The 17,506-nt window shown below is 70.3% G+C and carries 15 protein-coding genes and 1 tRNA gene; 6 read left to right on the top strand and 10 right to left on the bottom strand.

Going from position 1 to position 17,506, the window contains the following annotated elements; all coding sequences use genetic code 11:
- Nucleotides 1-74: 74 nt before the first annotated feature.
- On the top strand, nt 75-2,348 hold the full coding sequence (locus ACIQMJ_RS06005) for a (Fe-S)-binding protein (protein WP_499759841.1): 2,274 nt from the start codon (nt 75-77) through the stop codon (nt 2,346-2,348).
- Between the two features lie 59 nt (nt 2,349-2,407).
- On the opposite strand, the gene ACIQMJ_RS06000 is transcribed toward ACIQMJ_RS06005, so the two are convergent.
- Nucleotides 2,408-2,791: a phage holin family protein gene (locus ACIQMJ_RS06000; RefSeq protein WP_499759840.1), complete on the bottom strand. Its 384-nt coding sequence runs from the start codon at nt 2,789-2,791 to the stop codon at nt 2,408-2,410.
- A gap of 34 nt (nt 2,792-2,825) precedes the next feature.
- Nucleotides 2,826-4,115 (bottom strand): hypothetical protein, encoded by a 1,290-nt coding sequence (locus ACIQMJ_RS05995; protein ID WP_499759839.1) that lies wholly within the window; start codon nt 4,113-4,115, stop codon nt 2,826-2,828.
- Nucleotides 4,116-4,234: 119 nt separating this feature from the next.
- On the opposite strand from ACIQMJ_RS05995, the gene ACIQMJ_RS05990 reads away from it, so the two are divergent.
- Nucleotides 4,235-5,218: a cation diffusion facilitator family transporter gene (locus ACIQMJ_RS05990; RefSeq protein WP_499759838.1), complete on the top strand. Its 984-nt coding sequence runs from the start codon at nt 4,235-4,237 to the stop codon at nt 5,216-5,218.
- On the opposite strand, the gene dcd is transcribed toward ACIQMJ_RS05990, so the two are convergent.
- A complete protein-coding gene (dcd, locus tag ACIQMJ_RS05985; RefSeq protein ID WP_499759837.1) occupies nt 5,215-5,796 on the bottom strand; it encodes a dCTP deaminase in 582 nt (193 codons plus the stop codon). The two genes, ACIQMJ_RS05990 and dcd, sit on opposite strands and share 4 nt — an antisense overlap.
- 71 nt (nt 5,797-5,867) lie before the next feature.
- On the opposite strand from dcd, the gene ACIQMJ_RS05980 reads away from it, so the two are divergent.
- A tRNA-Gly gene (locus ACIQMJ_RS05980) sits at nt 5,868-5,938 on the top strand.
- A 297-nt stretch (nt 5,939-6,235) separates the two neighbouring features.
- The gene (locus tag ACIQMJ_RS05975; protein WP_499759836.1) at nt 6,236-6,811 is read left to right on the top strand and encodes a Uma2 family endonuclease; all 576 of its coding nucleotides are present in this window, start codon (nt 6,236-6,238) and stop codon (nt 6,809-6,811) included.
- Between the two features lie 126 nt (nt 6,812-6,937).
- Here ACIQMJ_RS05975 and ACIQMJ_RS05970 read toward each other — a convergent pair whose 3' ends face one another.
- From ACIQMJ_RS05970 to ACIQMJ_RS05950, 5 genes are all read right to left on the bottom strand, one after another.
- On the bottom strand, nt 6,938-7,888 hold the full coding sequence (locus ACIQMJ_RS05970) for a phosphotransferase enzyme family protein (RefSeq protein WP_499759835.1): 951 nt from the start codon (nt 7,886-7,888) through the stop codon (nt 6,938-6,940).
- Between the two features lie 32 nt (nt 7,889-7,920).
- Nucleotides 7,921-8,319 (bottom strand): DUF5313 family protein, encoded by a 399-nt coding sequence (locus tag ACIQMJ_RS05965; RefSeq protein WP_499759834.1) that lies wholly within the window; start codon nt 8,317-8,319, stop codon nt 7,921-7,923.
- On the bottom strand, nt 8,316-8,765 hold the full coding sequence (locus ACIQMJ_RS05960; protein WP_499759833.1) for a MarR family winged helix-turn-helix transcriptional regulator: 450 nt from the start codon (nt 8,763-8,765) through the stop codon (nt 8,316-8,318). The genes ACIQMJ_RS05965 and ACIQMJ_RS05960 overlap by 4 nt, the downstream gene beginning before the upstream one ends.
- Before the next feature lie 61 nt (nt 8,766-8,826).
- Complete coding sequence (locus ACIQMJ_RS05955) at nt 8,827-9,624, bottom strand: class I SAM-dependent methyltransferase (RefSeq protein ID WP_499759832.1); 798 nt, start codon at nt 9,622-9,624, stop codon at nt 8,827-8,829.
- A 110-nt stretch (nt 9,625-9,734) separates the two neighbouring features.
- Nucleotides 9,735-11,249, bottom strand: coding sequence for a sodium:solute symporter family protein (locus ACIQMJ_RS05950; protein ID WP_387485182.1), 1,515 nt, complete (start codon nt 11,247-11,249; stop codon nt 9,735-9,737).
- A gap of 336 nt (nt 11,250-11,585) precedes the next feature.
- On the opposite strand from ACIQMJ_RS05950, the gene ACIQMJ_RS05945 reads away from it, so the two are divergent.
- Together ACIQMJ_RS05945 and ACIQMJ_RS05940 are read left to right on the top strand one after the other, a co-directional pair.
- Nucleotides 11,586-12,215 (top strand): response regulator transcription factor, encoded by a 630-nt coding sequence (locus ACIQMJ_RS05945; protein ID WP_499759831.1) that lies wholly within the window; start codon nt 11,586-11,588, stop codon nt 12,213-12,215.
- 196 nt (nt 12,216-12,411) lie between these two features.
- Nucleotides 12,412-14,250 (top strand): acyl-CoA dehydrogenase, encoded by a 1,839-nt coding sequence (locus tag ACIQMJ_RS05940; RefSeq protein ID WP_499760258.1) that lies wholly within the window; start codon nt 12,412-12,414, stop codon nt 14,248-14,250.
- 63 nt (nt 14,251-14,313) lie between these two features.
- Here ACIQMJ_RS05940 and ACIQMJ_RS05935 read toward each other — a convergent pair whose 3' ends face one another.
- Nucleotides 14,314-15,123 carry a DUF1206 domain-containing protein gene (locus tag ACIQMJ_RS05935; protein WP_499759830.1) on the bottom strand — a complete coding sequence of 270 codons (810 nt, stop codon included), beginning with the start codon at nt 15,121-15,123 and terminating at the stop codon, nt 14,314-14,316.
- A gap of 46 nt (nt 15,124-15,169) precedes the next feature.
- Complete coding sequence (locus tag ACIQMJ_RS05930; protein WP_499759829.1) at nt 15,170-17,416, bottom strand: VanW family protein; 2,247 nt, start codon at nt 17,414-17,416, stop codon at nt 15,170-15,172.
- Nucleotides 17,417-17,506: the final 90 nt, after the last annotated feature.

Below are 17,506 nucleotides of genomic sequence, written 5' to 3'. Positions count from 1 at the left end.
CCAAGTGGTTACCGGCCAGTAATCGGGCGTAGGCTGCCCAGCCAGGAGAACGGACGAGAAAGGCCGCCACCACAATGGGAGCCCTCCAGCTCACCCTCGGCGCCATCGGCGTCGCCGTCAGCGTGTTCGCCTGGGGTCTGTTCGTCGCCGGTGTCATGCGGATGATCAAGATCATCCGCCTCGGCCAGCCCGACGCGACCCGCAACGGGCCGTTCGTGCCACGCCTGCGCACGTTGATCGTGGAGTTCGTCGCGCACACCCGGATGGCCAAGTTCCGCAAGGTCGCGCCCTGGCACTGGATGGTGATGTGGGGCTTCCTGATCGGCTCCGCGGTGCTGTTCGAAGCCTACGGCGAGGTGTTCGACCCCGGCTTCCACTGGCCGGTCATCGGCACCTGGTCGCTGTGGCTGCTGCTGGTCGAGCTGCTCGGCATCGGCACGGTGGTCGGCGGCGTCGCGCTCGCGATCATCCGCCAGCTCAACCACCCGCGCCGCGCCGACCGCGTGTCCCGGTTCGCGGGCTCGGACTTCAAGTCCGCCTACTTCGTCGAAGCGGTCGTGATCATCGAGGGCCTCGGCATCCTCGGCGTGAAGGCGTTCAAGCAGGCATCCGGTCTGGAGGACCCGCCGCTGTGGACGTCGTTCGTCACCGCGCCGCTGGCGAACCTCCTGCCCGCCAGCCCGAACTGGGTCTCGATCATGGCGGTCACCAAGCTGCTGTCCGGCATGGTCTGGCTGATCGTGGTGTCGAAGAACCTCACCATGGGCGTGGCCTGGCACCGGTTCAGCGCGTTCTTCAACATCTACTTCAAGCGCGAGGACGACGGCGGTGTCGCGCTCGGCGCGCTCAAGCCGATGATGAGCGGCGGCAAGGTCCTCGACCTGGAGGAGGCCGACCCCGACAAGGACGTGTTCGGCGTCGGCAAGGTCGAGGACTTCTCCTGGAAGGGCTGGCTGGACTTCAGCACCTGCACCGAGTGCGGCCGCTGCCAGTCCCAGTGCCCCGCGTGGAACACCGGCAAGCCGCTGTCGCCGAAGCTCGTCATCACGCAGCTGCGCGACCACGCGTTCGCCAAGGCCCCGTACCTGCTGGCGGGCGGCTCCCGCGACATGGCGGGCGACGAGGTCGGCCTGGTCGAGGACAAGTACGAGGACTACAAGAAGCGCCTGGAGTCCATCGACGTGCTGGCGATGGCCGAGTCCGAGCGGCCGCTGGTCGGCGGCGCGGACGAGCTGGGCGTGATCGACCCCGAGGTGCTGTGGTCCTGCACCACCTGCGGCGCGTGCGTCGAGCAGTGCCCGGTGGACATCGAGCACGTCGACCACATCGTCGACATGCGCCGCTACCAGGTGCTGATCGAGTCGAACTTCCCGTCCGAGCTCGGCGGCATGTTCAAGAACCTGGAGAACAAGGGCAACCCGTGGGGCCAGAACGCCAAGGACCGCCTGGCGTGGACCGAGGGCCTGGACTTCGAGGTGCCCGTGTTCGACGGCGAGCTGGGTGACGCCGAGTACCTGTTCTGGGTCGGCTGCGCGGGCGCGTTCGAGGACCGGGCCAAGAAGACCACGCGGGCGGTGGCCGAGCTGCTGCACACCGCGGGCGTCAAGTACACCGTGCTCGGGCCGGAGGAGAGCTGCACCGGCGACCCGGCGCGGCGCGCGGGCAACGAGTTCCTGTTCCAGATGCTGGCGCAGCAGAACGTCGAGGTGCTCAACACCGTGTTCGACGGTCGCGAGGCCGGTCAGCGCAAGATCGTCGTGACGTGCGCGCACTGCTTCAACACCCTGGCCAACGAGTACCCGCAGGTCGGCGGCCAGTTCGAGGTCGTGCACCACACGCAGCTGCTCAACCGGCTGGTGCGCGAGCGCAGGCTGGTGCCGGTGGCCGAGGTCGCCGAGGACGTCACCTACCACGACCCGTGCTACCTGGGCCGGCACAACAAGGTCTACGAGGCGCCGCGCGAGCTGGTCGGCGCGTCCGGGGCGACGCTGCGCGAGATGCCGCGCCACGAGGAGCGCTCCATGTGCTGCGGCGCCGGCGGCGCGCGCATGTGGATGGAGGAGCGGATCGGCAAGCGCATCAACCTCGACCGCGTGGACGAGGCGCTGGGCACGGCCCCGTCGAAGATCGCGACGGGCTGCCCGTTCTGCCGCGTGATGCTGACCGACGGCGTGACGGCCCGGCAGAACGAGGGCACGGCGGGCTCGCACGTCGAGGTCGTGGACGTGGCGCAGCTGCTGCTGACGTCCGTGCGCCGGGGCCTGGCCCTGGAACGCGGCGACGTCCCGACGGACGAGACCCCGACCGGCACCCCGCTGCCGGACGAGGACAAGACCGCGTCGAACTAGTCGGGTGTGGACGAACGCCCCCGGTCCTCTTCGGACCGGGGGCGTTCGCCGTGCCGGGGTCAGTCGCGGTCGGTGACGCGGTCGTAGGCGACGTTCAGGGCCCAGCTCGCGAGGGCGACGATGATCGCGCCCCAGAACGCGGGCCAGAAGCCGGTCACGTCGAACGGCAGGCCCAGCTCGCCCGCCAGCCAGCCGGTGAGCCAGAACAGCAGGGCGTTCACCACCAGGCCGATCAAGCCGAGCGTGACCAGGTAGAACAGGCAGCCGAAGAACTTCACCAGCGGCTTGACCACCGCGTTGACCAGACCGAAGAGCAGCGCGACGCCGATCAGCGTGCCGATCTTCGCGGGCGTCGACGCGCCCGCCTCCAGGTCGATGCCCGGGATGAGCGTGGCGACCCAGACCGCCACCGCCGTCAGCAGTACGTGCACCAAAATGCCCATGCCGCAGGCTAACGGCAGCGGTGGTCCGAACGGGTCAGGCGCGACGACGCCTGCGTGCCGCCAAGAAGGTCAGCACGCCGCCGCCGATCAGCAGGCCGCCGACCGCCAGCAGCGGCAGGGGTGCCGCGCCCGTGCGGGCCAACCCGCTGGTGCCGCTGGAAACCTGCACCAGGGCCGGAGCGGTGGTGGTCGTCGTGGCGGTGGTGCTGGTCGGGGGCGTGGTGGTGGTCGGCTGTTCCCCGGTCGTGTACTTCAGCGGCACGATCGCGTGGTTGTCCCCGAGGTTCGTCTCCTTGTGCCCCAAGGCGGAGAACGGCCGGATGAGCAGGTGGAACCGGTCGAACTCCGGCTTGTCCAACCGGTAGGTCAACCGCACGTCCACTGTCTCGCCCACCGCGATCGGGTCGCGCAGGCTGAACTCCTGACCCGGCGTGATCACCCGGACGTGGTCGGCCGCGCCGACGAACTCCGGCGTCGAGCCGAACACCACCATGTCCGGGTTGTCCCGCGCCTCGCCCCGGTTGGTGACCGGCACGACCAGCGTGACGACGTCACCCACCCGGTAGGCGTCCCGCGCGGGCTCCAAGCGCGGCGCGCCGGCCACGAAGTCGGCGTCCAGGTGGGTGTAGCGGACGTCCACGCGCGCCGTCTCACCCGCGCGCACCACGAACGGCTTCTGCCGCGTCTTCGGGTCGATGTCGAACCCGCTCACCGGCTCGGCCAGCTTCAGCTCCGGCGGGAGGTCGGCCACGATCGACATCGGCATCCAGGTGCCCACCGGCACGTCGCGGAACTCGTACTCGCCCTTGACGCCGCGCGTCGCGGGAGCGATGTCGACGATCCCGCCGATCAGCCGCACGGTCGGCGCGCCCGGCACGTCGCCCTCGAAGGTCTGCCGGACGCCGTCGCGGTTGGCGTCGTTGAACGAGAACCCGCGCACCGTCCCGCCGCGCACGCCGAAGTCGAACCTGCCGCCGCCGCTGACGGGGTTGAACGTCGACGGCGTCGTCGCCTCGAAGATGTCGGTGTTGGGTGTCCTGATGGACAGCGGCACGTCGGGCAGGCCCTCGGCCCGGTAACGCCCGTTCGCGTCCGTGCCGTAAGCCTTGATCAAGGACTTGGTGGCGACGTCGAAGACCTCGACACCGCGACCGTCGGCCAGCGGCGGCTCGCCCGCGTCGACCACGCCGTTGGCGTTGCGGTCGAACCACACCAGCCCCTCCAGCGTGACGGTGTTCTCCTCCGCCACCGCGAGCGGGCTCACGAGCGTCGCCACGCCCACGGCCGTGAACAGGGCCGAGAGCCGGCCGATCAGGTTGCGCACCTGGAATTCCCCCCGGAAAAGAAAAACCTCGTCACCTCGACGTCGCAGGAATGATCATGATCGTTTCGTGAGGGCGGCCACAACCGGCGGACCGCGCCCGTCCGGCTTAACGTCGGGGCATGGCAGCCGATCAGTCGAGGGGCGGCGAGAGCACGCTCACCGTCCTGCTCGCCCTGGCCGTGAACTTCGCCATCGCGGTGATGAAGGCGATCGCCGGGGTGATCACCGGGTCGGCGGCGATGCTCGCCGAGGCGGCGCACTCGGTCGCCGACACGATCACCGAGGCCCTGCTGCTGACGGCGCTGCGCCGGTCGGCGCGCCCCGCGGACCGCAGGCACCCGTTCGGGTACGGCAAGGACCGGTACTTCTGGTCGCTGCTCGCCGCCGTGTCGATCTTCGTGTCCGGTGCGGTGTTCGCGTTCTACGAGGGGTTCCGGACCGTGTTCGGCGCGCCGGAGGAGCAGGGCAACCCCGTCGTCGGCTACGTGGTGCTGGCGCTGGCGTTCGCGCTGGAGTCGGTGTCGTGGACGCAGGCCGTGCGGCAGGTGCGGCGGGAGGCGCGGGCCGAGGGGCGGTCGGTGCTCGCGTTCCTGCGCGTGTCGGACGACCCGACGGTGAAGACGGTGTTCCTGGAGGACTCGGCCGCCCTGATCGGGTTGCTGCTCGCGTTCGGCGGGCTGGGGCTGCACCACCTGACCGGGTCGTCGGTGTGGGACGGCGTGGCGTCGTTGGCGATCGGCGTGCTGCTCGCGCTCGCCGCGTACACGTTGGCGTCCACCAACCGGGGGCTGCTGATCGGCAGGCAGGCCGACCCGGTGCTGGTGCGGGCGGTGTGGACGCAGCTGCGGGAGGCGCCCGAGGTCGAGCAGGTGGTGGACCTGCTGACGATGGCCGTCGGCACCGACCGGGTGCTGGTCTGCGCGCGGCTCGACTTCGACGACGCGCTGGGCGCGGCCGACCTGGAACGGGCGTGCGTGCGGATCGACGCCGAGCTGCGCGCCGCGCACGCCGAGCTGGACGAGGTGTTCCTGGAACCCGTGCCGCGGACCGACCCCGAGCTGAGGTCGCGGGTGCTGGCCCGGTACGGGGACCTGAAGCTCTAGCGCTTGGTGTCCGTGCGGTGGAAGTTCAGGTAGGCGCGCGACGGCGTCGGACCGCGCTGGCCCTGGTAGCGGGACCCCGCCTGGGTCGAGCCGTACGGGAACTCGGCCGAGCTGCTCAGCCGGAACAGGCACAGCTGGCCGATCTTCATGCCCGGCCAGAGCGTGATGGGCAGGTTGGCCACGTTGGACAGCTCCAGCGTGATGTGGCCGGAGAACCCGGGGTCGATGAAGCCCGCCGTCGAGTGCGTGAGCAGGCCGAGGCGGCCGAGCGACGACTTGCCCTCCAGCCGTCCCGCCAGGTCGTCGGGCAGGGTGACCAGCTCGAACGTCGAGCCGAGCACGAACTCGCCGGGGTGCAGCACGAACGGCTCGTCGTCGGCCGGCTCGACCAGCGACGTCAGGTCGTCCTGCTGCATCGCGGGGTCGATGTGCGTGTACCGGGTGTTGTTGAAGACGCGGAAGAACCGGTCCAGCCGGACGTCGATGCTGGACGGCTGCACCATGACGTCGTCGAACGGCTCCAGCACCAACCGGCCGGACTCGACCTCTTTGCGCAGATCACGGTCACTCAGCAGCACGGGCACAGCCTAGGTGACGCCCTGCCCACCCCCGCGCCCACCGCCTTTGTGTATGATCGGTGCCGCACCCCGCGGGTGTAGTTCATTGGTAGAACGACAGCTTCCCAAGCTGTAGAGGCGGGTTCGATTCCCGTCACCCGCTCAGCAGCACGAAGGCCCAGGTCAGCGCCGGTTCAGCCGGATGACCTGGGCCTTCGTCGCTTTCAGGCCGAGTGCTCCTCGTGGCCAGGAGGCGCCTTCCGACCCCCATCTGTCATATGGTTGTTCGTGGACTTCCCCGCACGAGCGGGGGCGATCCGTACTGGTGTCCGGCCTCGTCGAGACGTGTCTTCCCCGCGCGAGCGGGGGTGGTCTGCTCGGTAGGCTCGCGACCACAGGTCGACGGATCTTCCTCGCGCGTGGGGACGGGCTCGCCACAGCAGCGCCTCGGAGGCACACCATGACCAGTGCACGCCGCCTGGACGGCTACACGTTGGAGGATTGGGAGCGCCTTGAGCCTGTGGAGGGCCACCGCGTCGAACTGGTCGAAGGGCGGTTCGTGGTGAGCGCCGCTCCTGCAGTGACGCACCAACGCATCGCCGACCGACTTTGCCGTTTGCTGGACGACGTGGTCGCCGACGGCGGCATGGAGGCCGTGACTGCGGTCGGCGTGCGCATCGCACCGGGGTTGGGCTACATCCCGGACGTGGTCGTGTGCACGGAACTGGTGGAGACCACCACGGTCGATGTCGAACTGGTCGCCCTCGCGATCGAGGTGGTCAGCCCGTCCACCGCGCGCCGCGATCGGTTGGAGAAACCCGCCGCGTTCGCCGCAGCAGGAGTCCCCGCCTTCTGGCGAGTCGAGATCGGGCGCGAAGGTGGACCGATCATCTACTGCTACCGGTTGGACCAAGGCGTGTACGCGGAGGTTTCGACGCTCCAAGCCGGCACTCGCGGCACCGTCGACGTCCCCGGCGGCAGGACCGTCACCCTCGATCCCGCCGATCTGATCGGCTCCCGGCGCCCCAGGCCGTGATCGGGACCTGTTACCACCGGGGCGAGTCCCGGGATGACTCCGTGCGACTTCCGTGCAACAAGTATCGGTCAACAGCAGGCCCAGGTCACGTCGACCTGGGCCTACGGCCGTTCCGAGCCCGCGCGGTCAGTGCAGGCGGGTGGTCCAGGTGGCCAGGTTGGTCAGGGACGTGCGCAGATCGGCGAGCAGTTCGAGGGCGTGGGTGTGGGCTGCCGCGCGTTCCGGTGGGGTGACCGGGCGGTGGCCCAGGGCTCGCCAGACCATCCAGGCCGCGCCGCGCAGGTAGACGCGCAGCAGGCCCGCGAACGAGGTCGGTGACGCCGGGGGACGCTTGCCGCCGGCCTCCTCGTAGGACGTGATCACCCGGTCGAAGGCGGCGTGGTCCTCGCCCAGCCGGCTGAAGTAGACGGCGGCACGGGTCAGTTCCCACTCCGCGTACTCCGGTCCCGCGCCGTCCCAGTCCAGCAGCAGCGGGCCGTGCTGGGTCTCCAGGACGTTGTCCGGCTTCACGTCCCGGTGCGTGCGGACCGGGGTGAGGTCGGCCGGGGCGGTGGCGATGGTCCACGCCTCGGCGATGTCCGGCAGGTAGGCGCGGACGGCGGCGGTGAAGTCGCCGGGTGACGCGTCCAGCCACTCGCGCCACTCCTCGACCGGGTGCGGTGGCCAGTCCCGGACCTGGTCGGTGGACAGCAGGTGCAGCGACGCCAGGGTGGCGCCGACCCACGGCGTCACGTCCCCGGTCGGCGGGCGGCCGTCGTGCCACTCGTGCACCAGGTAGCTCTCGAGCTCGTCGCCCGCCCGCACGTCGGCCAGGAGCGGTGCGACGGGGTCGAGCGGGTGGACGGGGCGTGGCATGGGGAAGCCGCGCTCGTACGCCGCGAGCTGGACCTCCGCCGCCTCCAGGTAGTCGCGCAGCCACCAGTCCTCGCGCGACCGGTTCAGGCGCTTGACCGCCCACGTGCCCCGCGACGTGCGCAGCCGCCACACGAGGTGGGAACGCCCGCCGGAGACCGGTGTCCACGGCTCGACCACGTCACCGAGACCGAACGCCGCCGCCACCGCCGCCTGCCACTCCACACCACCGGACGCTAGGGCACCGACCCGTGAAGTCAGGAACCGTTTTCGGGCGATCGCCAGGCCCGCTCGTAGCGCTCCTGGTCGCGCGCCGTCCGCTCCTTGCGCACCGCCGCCGCCGCACCCGCCGGGTAGCCGTACTTCGTCATCCGGTGGTCGGTGCTCTCGATGGCGTACGACACGCCGAAGTACACGCCGACCACCAGCCCCAGCGACCCGCACGCGATCGCCAGCGGCAACGGCGAGCCCAGGCCCAGCACCAGGGCCAGCGTGATGACCACCGTCAACGGCAGGACCTGGAGGAACATCCGCACGCCGAACCACGCCAGCCACGTCGGCTTGGTCGCCTCCCGGAACACCCACTCCCGGTGCCGCATGGGCAGCCGGCCGCCGAGCAGGTACCACACCCGCAGCGGCGCGGACGGCCCCTTCACGACCGCTCCGTCGCGGCGATCACCCTGGTCAGCACGGCGTGCAGGTCGCGGAGCTCGTCCAGCGACATGCCGAGCCGCTCCACCACCGCGGGCGGGATGGCCAGCGCCTGCTCGCGCAGCGCCGCGCCCTCCTCGGTCAGCGTCACGGCGAGCTGGCGCTCGTCGGCCGCGTCCCGCGACCGGGTCACGTACCCGATCGCCTCCAGCCGCTTGAGCAGCGGCGACAACGTCGCGGGCTCCAACGCGAGCAACCGGCTCAGCTCCTTCACCGACAACGGCGCACGACCCCACAGGGCCAGCATCACCAGGTACTGCGGGTGGGTGAGCCCCATGGGCTCCAGCAGCGGCCGGTAGACGGCGACCACGTTCCTGGACGCGATGGACAGCGCGAAGCAGACCTGCCGTTCCAGGGCCAGCGGGTCCTCGACGCTTTGTGCACTAATCATTAGCACCCACACTATCCCGCTCGGGGTGACCGGCGCACCGCGACGACGACCACACCGGACCTCACGGCAGGGCCCGCCGCGCGGCGGTGATCAGGTGGGACGACGCGCCCAGCACCGACTCCTCCTGCTCCACCTCGCGCAACGCCCACATCAGGTAGTCCAGCAGGGCCGGGTCGGCGAAGGCGGCGTCCAGGTCGGCGTTGGACCGCAGCCAGGCCGCGCCCTCCAGCGCGAACGTGCCGACCACGTCCAGCCCGGCCTCCCGCGCCTCCTCGGCCGCCTCCCGCGGGTGGTGCAGGTACGCGGTGGTGAACCACGGCGTTCCGGCCGGCGGCCGGTGCTCCCCGGTTCGCAGCCCGTGCGCCACCAGGTCCCGGTAGCGCGGGTCGAGCACGAAGTCCTCGCGCAGCCCGTCGAGCAGCGCCGCGAAACGCCCGATCACGGCGCCGAGCACGAGCCCGCCCGGCCGCACCACGCGCAGCGCCTCGCGCCACGCCCGCAGCCGGTCGTCCCGGTCGGTCAGGTGGTAGAGCGGCCCGAACAGCAGCACCACGTCGAACGGCCCGTCGACCGGCAGGTCGCGGGCGTCGCCCACGACTGCGGTCACGCCCGGCAGCGCGCCGGCCACCTCGACGTGCGACGGCATGGCGTCCACCAGGACCACCTCGTGCCCGTCCTCCGCGAGCCACCCCGCGTGCACACCGGTCGCCCCGCCGACGTCCAGCACGCGGCTGCGCTCACCGACGAACCGCCGCACGACGTCCTGCGTGCGCAGGAACTCCAGCCGCCCGTTGCCGCCGACGCGCAACCGCTCGTCCTCGAAGCCGAGCGCGTAGAACTCCCTGATCTCCTCGTCCATCTTCCGACGGTATGACCAGGGGCAATCGGTTTACCGGACCCACGACACCACTGTGCGGGCGCACGACGGCGCCCGCACAGTGGAGATGACCCATCGCCCCAGGAGGGTGATCAGGCGCGCGTGGGCACCTTCTCCTCGTCGGGGTCGGTGCGCAGCGACTCGACCAGCGCGTCCCGCTCGGCCGACGGCTCCGGCTTGATCAGCAGGCCGACCACCAGGTACAGCACCAGCGACACCAGCAGCGGCCAGGACACGATCACCGCCTGGGTGACGAACTCGACCTTGTTCTGCTGCATCACGTACAGCACGGCCCACGTGCCGAGCCCGCCGATCACCGAGCTCGTCGCGGCGGTCGGGCCGACCTTCTTGAACCACGGCAGCATGCCGAGCATCAACGGGATCGCGATCGGGCCCATCGTGGCCGCCACCAGGGCGATCACCACCTTGAGCACGAAGCCCTTGGTGTCCGCGGTCAACGCGATCGTCATGCTCAGCCCGATGAACAGGAACGTGGTGACGCGGGCCAGTTGCAGCTGGGCCGCTTCACCCAGCCGCGTCACGCCCTTCCACAGCTTGGGCAGCATGTCCCGGGTGATGACCGCGGAGATCACGTTGGCGTCCGACGACACCATCGCCATGGTGTGCGAGAAGAAGCCCGCCAGCACCAGGCCGACCATGCCCGCGGGCAGCATGGCCTTGCCCATCTCGACGTAAGCCTGCTCGGCGTTGGCCTCCATGCCCGGCACGATCAGCGGCGCGGCCCACATCGGGAAGAACAGGATCAGCGGCCACACCAGCCACAGCACGCTGGACAGCAGCGCCGACCGCTTGGCCGCGGCCCCGGACGGCGCGGCCATGTAGCGCTGCGCCAGGTTCCACATGCCGCCGTTGTACTCGAGCGTCTTGATCAGGAACAGCGCCATGAAGAAGATCAGCGTGTACTGGCCGGACAGCGGGTCGGAGTGCGACTCGGGCAGCTTGTCCCAGATGGTCCACATGAAGTCCAGGCCGCCGAAGTGCGCGGCGACCGCGATGAACATGGCCACGCCCGCCAGGCCCTGGATGATGAACTGGCCGAAGTCGGTCAACGCGTCGGCCCACAGGCCGCCCATCACCGAGTAGACCATGGTGACGACGCCGACCAGCGTGATGCCCAGCCACACCGGCACACCCGCGAAGCCCTGGAGCAGCAGTGCGACCGCGACCCACTTGGCCGCGATGTCCACGACCTTCAGCGCCGCGCCGGCCCACGCCATGATCTGCTGGGTCGGCACGTTGTAGCGCCGGGCCAGGTACTCCAGCGGCGACTTGACGCCGTGCTTGGAGCGCAGCCGGTTCCACGTGCCCGCCCACAGGAACGCGCCGATGCCGACACCGACACCGATCGTCAGCGCCCACCAGATGTAGACGGTCAGCCCGAGGCGGTAAGCCTCGGCGGCGAAGGCCACGAACATGACGGCGCTGTAACCGGACATGTGGTGCGAGATGCCGGACAGCCACCAGGGCATCTTGCCGCCCGCGGTGAAGAAGTCGGCGATGTTCTTGATCCGCCCGCGTGACCAGTAGCCGATCGCCACCATCACGAAGAAGTACCCACCGACGACGACCCAGTCGAGGGTTTCCATGAGGCCTCCACGAGTGTTCGGCCCACGGGTGGCTGCGCGTGTTCGAGCGGCGGCGGTGCGCGGCGTCCCACATGGGTGTGTGACGTACGTCTTACGAGGCTGTTGCGCCGCGCGGAAGGTCGCGAACGGTCATTGAGTCACACTTGTGACTGTTGTTCACATACATGACCGAGAACGAGCGTCGCGCTCTCACGGAAAGTAGTTCGCGGAACCCGCGTCATGGCTGGTCGCGGACGTGGTCGCACTCGTATGCGAACCGGTGTCAACGTGCGTCCGCTCGTGCCAGGCGGGGATCGGCGCACCCCCGCTCCCGTCCCCGGCCCGGGGGTCGCGGTCGTGGACCCCGTGCCCCTGTTCCGCGAAGGACTCGCCGCCGTGGTCCGGCGCACGCCCTCCATGCACTGGCTGGGTGCGACCGGGCACCTGCACACGGCCGTTCGGCTGCACGAGCGGCTGCGGCCCGACGTGCTGCTGGTCGACTCCGCCCTCGACCCGCAGGGCCACCTGGCCACGCTGCTGACGGGCGGCGACCCGTCGCTGGTCGTGGTGGCGTTGGTGCGCGAACCGCACCGGACGGCGAAGTACGTGCGCTCAGCCCTGACCGCGGGCGTGCGCGGGATGGTGCCGAGGGACGGCGGGATCACCGAGGTGCTTCAGGCCATCGCCCGCACGCACGCCGAGCGGACGTACCTGGACCCGACCCTGGCACCCCTGGCCGCCGGCTTCACGCCGACCGCCGAAGCCGGCACCCGCCGCTCCCTGTCCCGCCGCGAGTACGAGGTGCTGCAACTCATCGCGGACGGCATGGAGAACCAGGCGGTGGCGAACGAGCTGTACGTCTCCGTGGAAACCGTCCGCACCCACGTCAAGAACATCCTGCGCAAACTCCGCGCCCGCGACCGGACGCACGCCGTCTCCCTCGCCTACCAGGCCGGCCTGCTCTCGGGCGGCGTTCGCCTGGTGTGACGCGACGGGCACGGCGGGGTTCCGGGACGCGGCGGTACCGAAGGAAGAAGTCGATCACAGGGCCGGAAACCGCAGCTCAGTGACGTCTGGTTCGCCACACCCGACCCCTTGGCCTTGCCGGGGTTACTGACAGGTAATACCCTGTTGTTACCGGTCAGTAGGGGACCGCCCCGACCAGCATGGAGTGAGCGACGAGATGGGTCACTACAAGAGCAACGTCCGGGACCTCGAGTTCAACCTGTTCGAGGTCTTCAACGTGCAGGACCACCTCGGCACGGGGCCGTTCGAGCAGTCCGACGAGGACACCGCGCGCGGCGTGCTTGCCGAGCTCAACAACCTGGCGGTCGGGCCGCTGGCGGAGTCCTTCGCCGACGCCGACCGCAACCCCCCGGTCTTCGACCCGAAGACCCACTCGGCCACGCTGCCGGAGTCGTTCAAGAAGTCCTTCCAGGCCATCTGGGACGGCGAGTGGTACCGGCTGTCGCTGCCGAACGAGCTGGGCGGCTTCGGCATCCCGCCGTCGGTCCAGTGGGCGGCCTCCGAGCTGATCCTCGGTGCGAACCCGGCCATCTACATGTACCTGGCCGGCCCGAACTTCGCCTCGGTCGTCTACCGCAACGGCACCGAGCAGCAGAAGCGCTGGGCCGAGATCATGATCGAGCGCGGCTGGGGCGCCACCATGGTGCTGACCGAGCCGGACGCCGGTTCCGACGTGGGCGCGGGCCGCACCAAGGCCACCCTCCAGGAGGACGGCACCTGGCACATCGACGGCGTGAAGCGGTTCATCACCTCCGCCGACCAGGACATGACCGAGAACATCATGCACCTGGTGCTGGCCCGTCCCGAGGGCCCCGGCATCGAGCCGAAGCCGGGCACCAAGGGCCTGTCGCTGTTCCTCGTGCCGAAGTGGCACTTCGACCCGGAGACCGGTGAGTCGACCGGCGAGCGCAACGGCGCCTTCGTCACCAACGTCGAGCACAAGATGGGCCTCAAGGTCTCGACCACGTGCGAGCTGACGTTCGGCCAGCACGGCGTCCCGGCCAAGGGCTGGCTGCTCGGCGAGGTGCACGACGGCATCGCGCAGATGTTCCAGGTCATCGAGTACGCCCGGATGATGGTCGGCACGAAGGCCATCGGCACCCTGTCGACCGGCTACCTCAACGCCCTGGCCTACGCCAAGGAGCGGGTGCAGAGCGCCGACCTGACCCGGATGACGGACAAGACCGCGCCGCGCGTCACCATCACCAACCACCCGGACGTGCGCCGCCTGCTGATGCTCCAGAAGGCGTACGCCGAGGGCCTGCGCGCCGTCTACCTCTACACCGCCACGCAGCAGGACAAGATCGCCCTGGGCGGGGCGGACAAGGAGCTGGCGGAGAAGGTCAACGACCTGCTGCTGCCGATCGTCAAGGGCGTCGGCTCGGAGCGCGCCTACGAGCAGCTGGCGCAGTCGTTGCAGGTCCTGGGCGGTTCCGGCTTCCTCCAGGAGTACCCGATCGAGCAGTACATCCGGGACTCCAAGATCGACTCGCTGTACGAGGGCACCACCGCGATCCAGTCGCTGGACTTCTTCTTCCGCAAGATCATCCGGGACAAGGGCCAGGCGCTGGGCTTCCTCAACGGCGAGATCCAGCAGTTCCTGGACAACGAGGGCGGCAACGGCCGGCTCAAGGAGGAGCGGGCGCTGCTCAAGCGGGCGCTCGAAGACCTCCAGGGCATGCTCGGCGCGATGATCGGCTTCCTGACCAGCTCGCAGGAGGACGTCCGCAACCTGTACAAGGTCGGCCAGAACACCGTCCGCCTGCTGATGACCGCCGGTGACGTGCTGGTGGGCTGGCTGCTGCTGCGCCAGGCCGACGTGGCGCTGGGCAAGCTCGACGGCCCGGTCTCGGCCAAGGACAAGGCGTTCTACGAGGGCAAGGTCGCGGTGGCGTCGTTCTTCGCCAAGTCCGTGCTGCCCGAGCTGACCGCCCGCCGCAAGATCGCCGAGGCGACCGACAACGCCCTGATGGACGTGGACGAAGCCTCGTTCTGACCTGACGCGAGACGGCAAGGGCGGCACCCCGCGGGGGTGCCGCCCTTCCGCTTGTCGCGGGGCTCAGCCCTTGTGCGCCTTGGCGGCGGCGAAGCAGTACGCGCCGAAGCCCAGGAACCCGACCGCGATCACCGCCAGCGCGATCACGCCGTACGGCTGCGCGGCGAGCGTGTGCAGCGCCTTGTCCATGCCGCCGGACTCCGACGGGTCGGCGTTGATCGCGGCGAACGCGACCAGGACGCCGATCAGCGCGTAGGACGCGCCCTTGCCGATCCAGCCGATCCGGCCCAGCCGCTCGACCCACGAGCGCGTCGCCGGGGGCAGCTCGGACATGTTCAGGTCGTCCTCGAACGACTTCTTCACGCCCTTGCGGGCCACCATGACGCCGAGGCCGATGACGAACAGCGCCACCAAGCCCACCAGGACCTGCCCGAACGGCAGCGCCAGCAGGCGCGCGGTCCACGTCTGGGACTGCTCGGTGCCGCTCTTCTGCGACGTGCCGGTCGCGTAGTTGATCGCGGCGATGCCGATCACCGTGCCGGTGATGGCGCGGCCGACGGAACCGCACCGCCGGTAGATCCGCTTGCGCTTCTTCGTGACCCACCCGTACCCGCCGGCGGCCATGGCGAGCTGCCACAGGGCGAAGGCGAACAGGCCGAGGGCCAGGATCCACAGCAGGACCGGGCCGAGCGACGTCTCGGCGAGGGCGGCGACCGCGCCCTTCTGGTCGGTCTTCTCCCCGGTGTCACCGAGGACGACCTGTGCCGTCAACGCCGCCAAGAGGACGTGGACGAGCCCGTAGCACACCATCCCGGCGCGGCCGAAAGCCTGGACCGCGGGATGTCTCCGCACCTCTTGCACGTTGGTAGCCACGACCGGGTGATACCCAATCGTGGCTACCGTGAACCGTCGTGCCTGCTCAGCCGCCCGGGGGCGGCGGCTCGCACACGATCTTGAACTGCGGGTCGTACCGAACGGTCCGGCTCTCCTGGCGGCTCTGGCCGGTGCGGCGGTCGGTGATGGTGCGCGTGTCGGTCACCGAGAAACCGGGCGAGCCGGGGCTCGGCTGGCAGTCCGGCTTGTTGACCTTGCGCTCCTGCGGCTGCGTGTGGTTGAACTCGGCGCTGGTCGAGCCGGTCACGTCGTAGTTCTTGGTGCCCCACAGCACGATCTTGATCGAGGACGGGGTCCAGATCGTCTGGATCGCCACCCCCGTCTCGTCCGGGTTGGTGAACTTGATGTCGATCAGGCTGTTGCCCGCGCCGTCCATGAACACCGTGGCCTCGCGCCCCTTCGGGTACCGCGAGATCCAGTAGCTGTGCTCCTTGTGGCCCGCGTCCTTCATGCCCGCGTGGTACGCCGCGTTGTAGAGCGTGGTGGCGAACTGCGAGATGCCGCCGCCGACCGCCTTGCCGGGCACGCCGTTCTCGATGATGCCCGCCTCGACGTAGCCCTGCGCGGTGCCGCGCGGACCGGTGTAGCCGTTGAGGCTGAACGTCTCGCCCGGCTTCACGATCGCGCCGTTCACCTTCTCGGCCACGACGCGGATGTTGGTGCCGGACGCGGCCACGAAGCCACCGGTCTGGAACTCGCCGATGACCTCCTTGATGCCCATCTTGTTCGCCTGCTCGGTGGTCACCTTCGCGGGCGTGTGCTTGTACTCGGCCTTGATCGCGCGCTCGTTGTCGCGCTTGAGCACGTCGAGCGCCGTGGCCAGGGACTTGTCCCAGTCGATGCCGAGGCCGTCGACGGACTCCTTGACCACCGGCCGGCCGCCCTCGAACACGATCTGGGCGTCCTTGCCCTCCTTCTCCGTGTCCTTCAGCTGCGGGCCGGCGTGCTCGACGACCTTGCCGTTGTCGACCTTCGCGGTCAGGCTGCCGTCGTCGGCGGGCTCGAACACCAGCACGGTGGCCAGCTGCTCGGGCGTGAGCGTCGCGTCCTTGCCCTCGCCCTGGATGATCAGCGGCGCGGCGGTGGCGGGCTTGGCGACCTCCTCCAGCGCCTTCGCCACGCCTTCCCTGGTCGTCTTGACCGGGGTGGTGGCCACCGGCAGCTCGACCGTGCCGCCGTCGGCCCAGTCGTCCAGCAGCTTGTCCACCGCGCCCGGCACGTCCAGCTTCTGGCCCTGCTTCGGGTCGACCGCGACCGGCGTGGCGCCCTCGAAGCGGATGGTGCCCTCGGCCGGCTCGTGGTCGGTCTCGGCGCGCAGCGCCTCCAGCGCCGCGGACAGCTTGCCCTGGTCGCTGGTGGTGGCGAAGCCGACCTCGCGGGAGGTGAAGAACGAGGTGACGCGGGTGATCGGGGACAGCGGCTGGCTGCCCGCGCGGTCCAGCGTGGAGGTCCAGTCCAGCTCCAGGCCGGCCGCCTTCGGGTCCACCGCGGTCTCCACGTCACCCGCGCGCGCCTTCACCGGCGCGGCCAGGCGGGGGCCGATCTCGTCGCGCAGCTTCTGCTCGGCCTCGGGGCGGCTCAGGCCGCCGACGTCCACGCCCGCCACGGTCACGCCGCGCGGCACGTCCCCGCCGGAGATGACCAGGTCCAGGCCGTAGAGCACGACCAGCACGCCGAGCACGGCGGCGGCGATCAGCCCACCCTTGCGCAACCGCTTGCGCCGGGCGTCCGCGTCGTCGGCCTCCGCGTCGCCGTCGACCATCACCGGGCCGTACACGGTGGCCTCCGGCTCCGGGCCCGGGGGCACGGACACCGGCGCGGCGAAGACCGTGGTGGCCTCCGACGGCGACGGCGGCCGGTCGAAGCCGCCCGGCGGCGTGGCGATCTTCTGGGTCCGCTCGGCGGCGGGCGGCGGTGCGAGGGCGCGCGTCCGGTCGCCGGCCGGCGGGATCGCCTGGGTGGCGTCCGGGCCCCTCGACGGGTTCTGCTGCGCGTTGCGCGGCGGGTGCTGCTGCGTCACGTGAGGAGAGACGCCCGACGGGGCCGTTCCGTTGTCGCCGGCGTTCGACGGCGGCGTCACGTTGCGGACCGTGGCCGAGGCGTCCGCCCCCGTGCCCGGTTCGCCGTCCGGCTCCTCCTGCGGCCACTCGGCCTCGCCGGCCGGGCCGGCGGTCATCTTCGTCGTCCGCTCCGAAGCGGTGCCCGACGGGCGGACCGGCTCCATCGCCTTGGTCCGCTCAGCGTCGTACTCCGGTCGCTGGTTCTCCGGCACCGCTCCCCCTCTTGCCTCTCGCAAGGTCCTGGGACTGCTTACCCGACCGTCGTCACGCGTCGATCACGGTCGGGTGGTTCACAGGTCTCA

The sequence above is a fragment of the Actinosynnema sp. NPDC091369 genome (genome assembly GCF_044757065.1).
Taxonomy (GTDB): Bacteria; Actinomycetota; Actinomycetes; order Mycobacteriales; family Pseudonocardiaceae; genus Actinosynnema.
This window is presented reverse-complemented; position numbering and strand designations above follow the sequence as displayed.

Coding starts and splice junctions, on each gene's coding strand:
- ACIQMJ_RS06005 (WP_499759841.1), top strand. CDS start 75: ATGGGAGCCCTCCAGCTCACCCTCGGCGCCATCGGCGTCGCCGTCAGC.
- ACIQMJ_RS05960 (WP_499759833.1), bottom strand. CDS start 8,765: ATGATTAGTGCACAAAGCGTCGAGGACCCGCTGGCCCTGGAACGGCAG.
- ACIQMJ_RS05990 (WP_499759838.1), top strand. CDS start 4,235: ATGGCAGCCGATCAGTCGAGGGGCGGCGAGAGCACGCTCACCGTCCTG.
- ACIQMJ_RS05955 (WP_499759832.1), bottom strand. CDS start 9,624: ATGGACGAGGAGATCAGGGAGTTCTACGCGCTCGGCTTCGAGGACGAG.
- ACIQMJ_RS06000 (WP_499759840.1), bottom strand. CDS start 2,791: ATGGGCATTTTGGTGCACGTACTGCTGACGGCGGTGGCGGTCTGGGTC.
- ACIQMJ_RS05975 (WP_499759836.1), top strand. CDS start 6,236: ATGACCAGTGCACGCCGCCTGGACGGCTACACGTTGGAGGATTGGGAG.
- ACIQMJ_RS05950 (WP_387485182.1), bottom strand. CDS start 11,249: ATGGAAACCCTCGACTGGGTCGTCGTCGGTGGGTACTTCTTCGTGATG.
- ACIQMJ_RS05940 (WP_499760258.1), top strand. CDS start 12,412: ATGGGTCACTACAAGAGCAACGTCCGGGACCTCGAGTTCAACCTGTTC.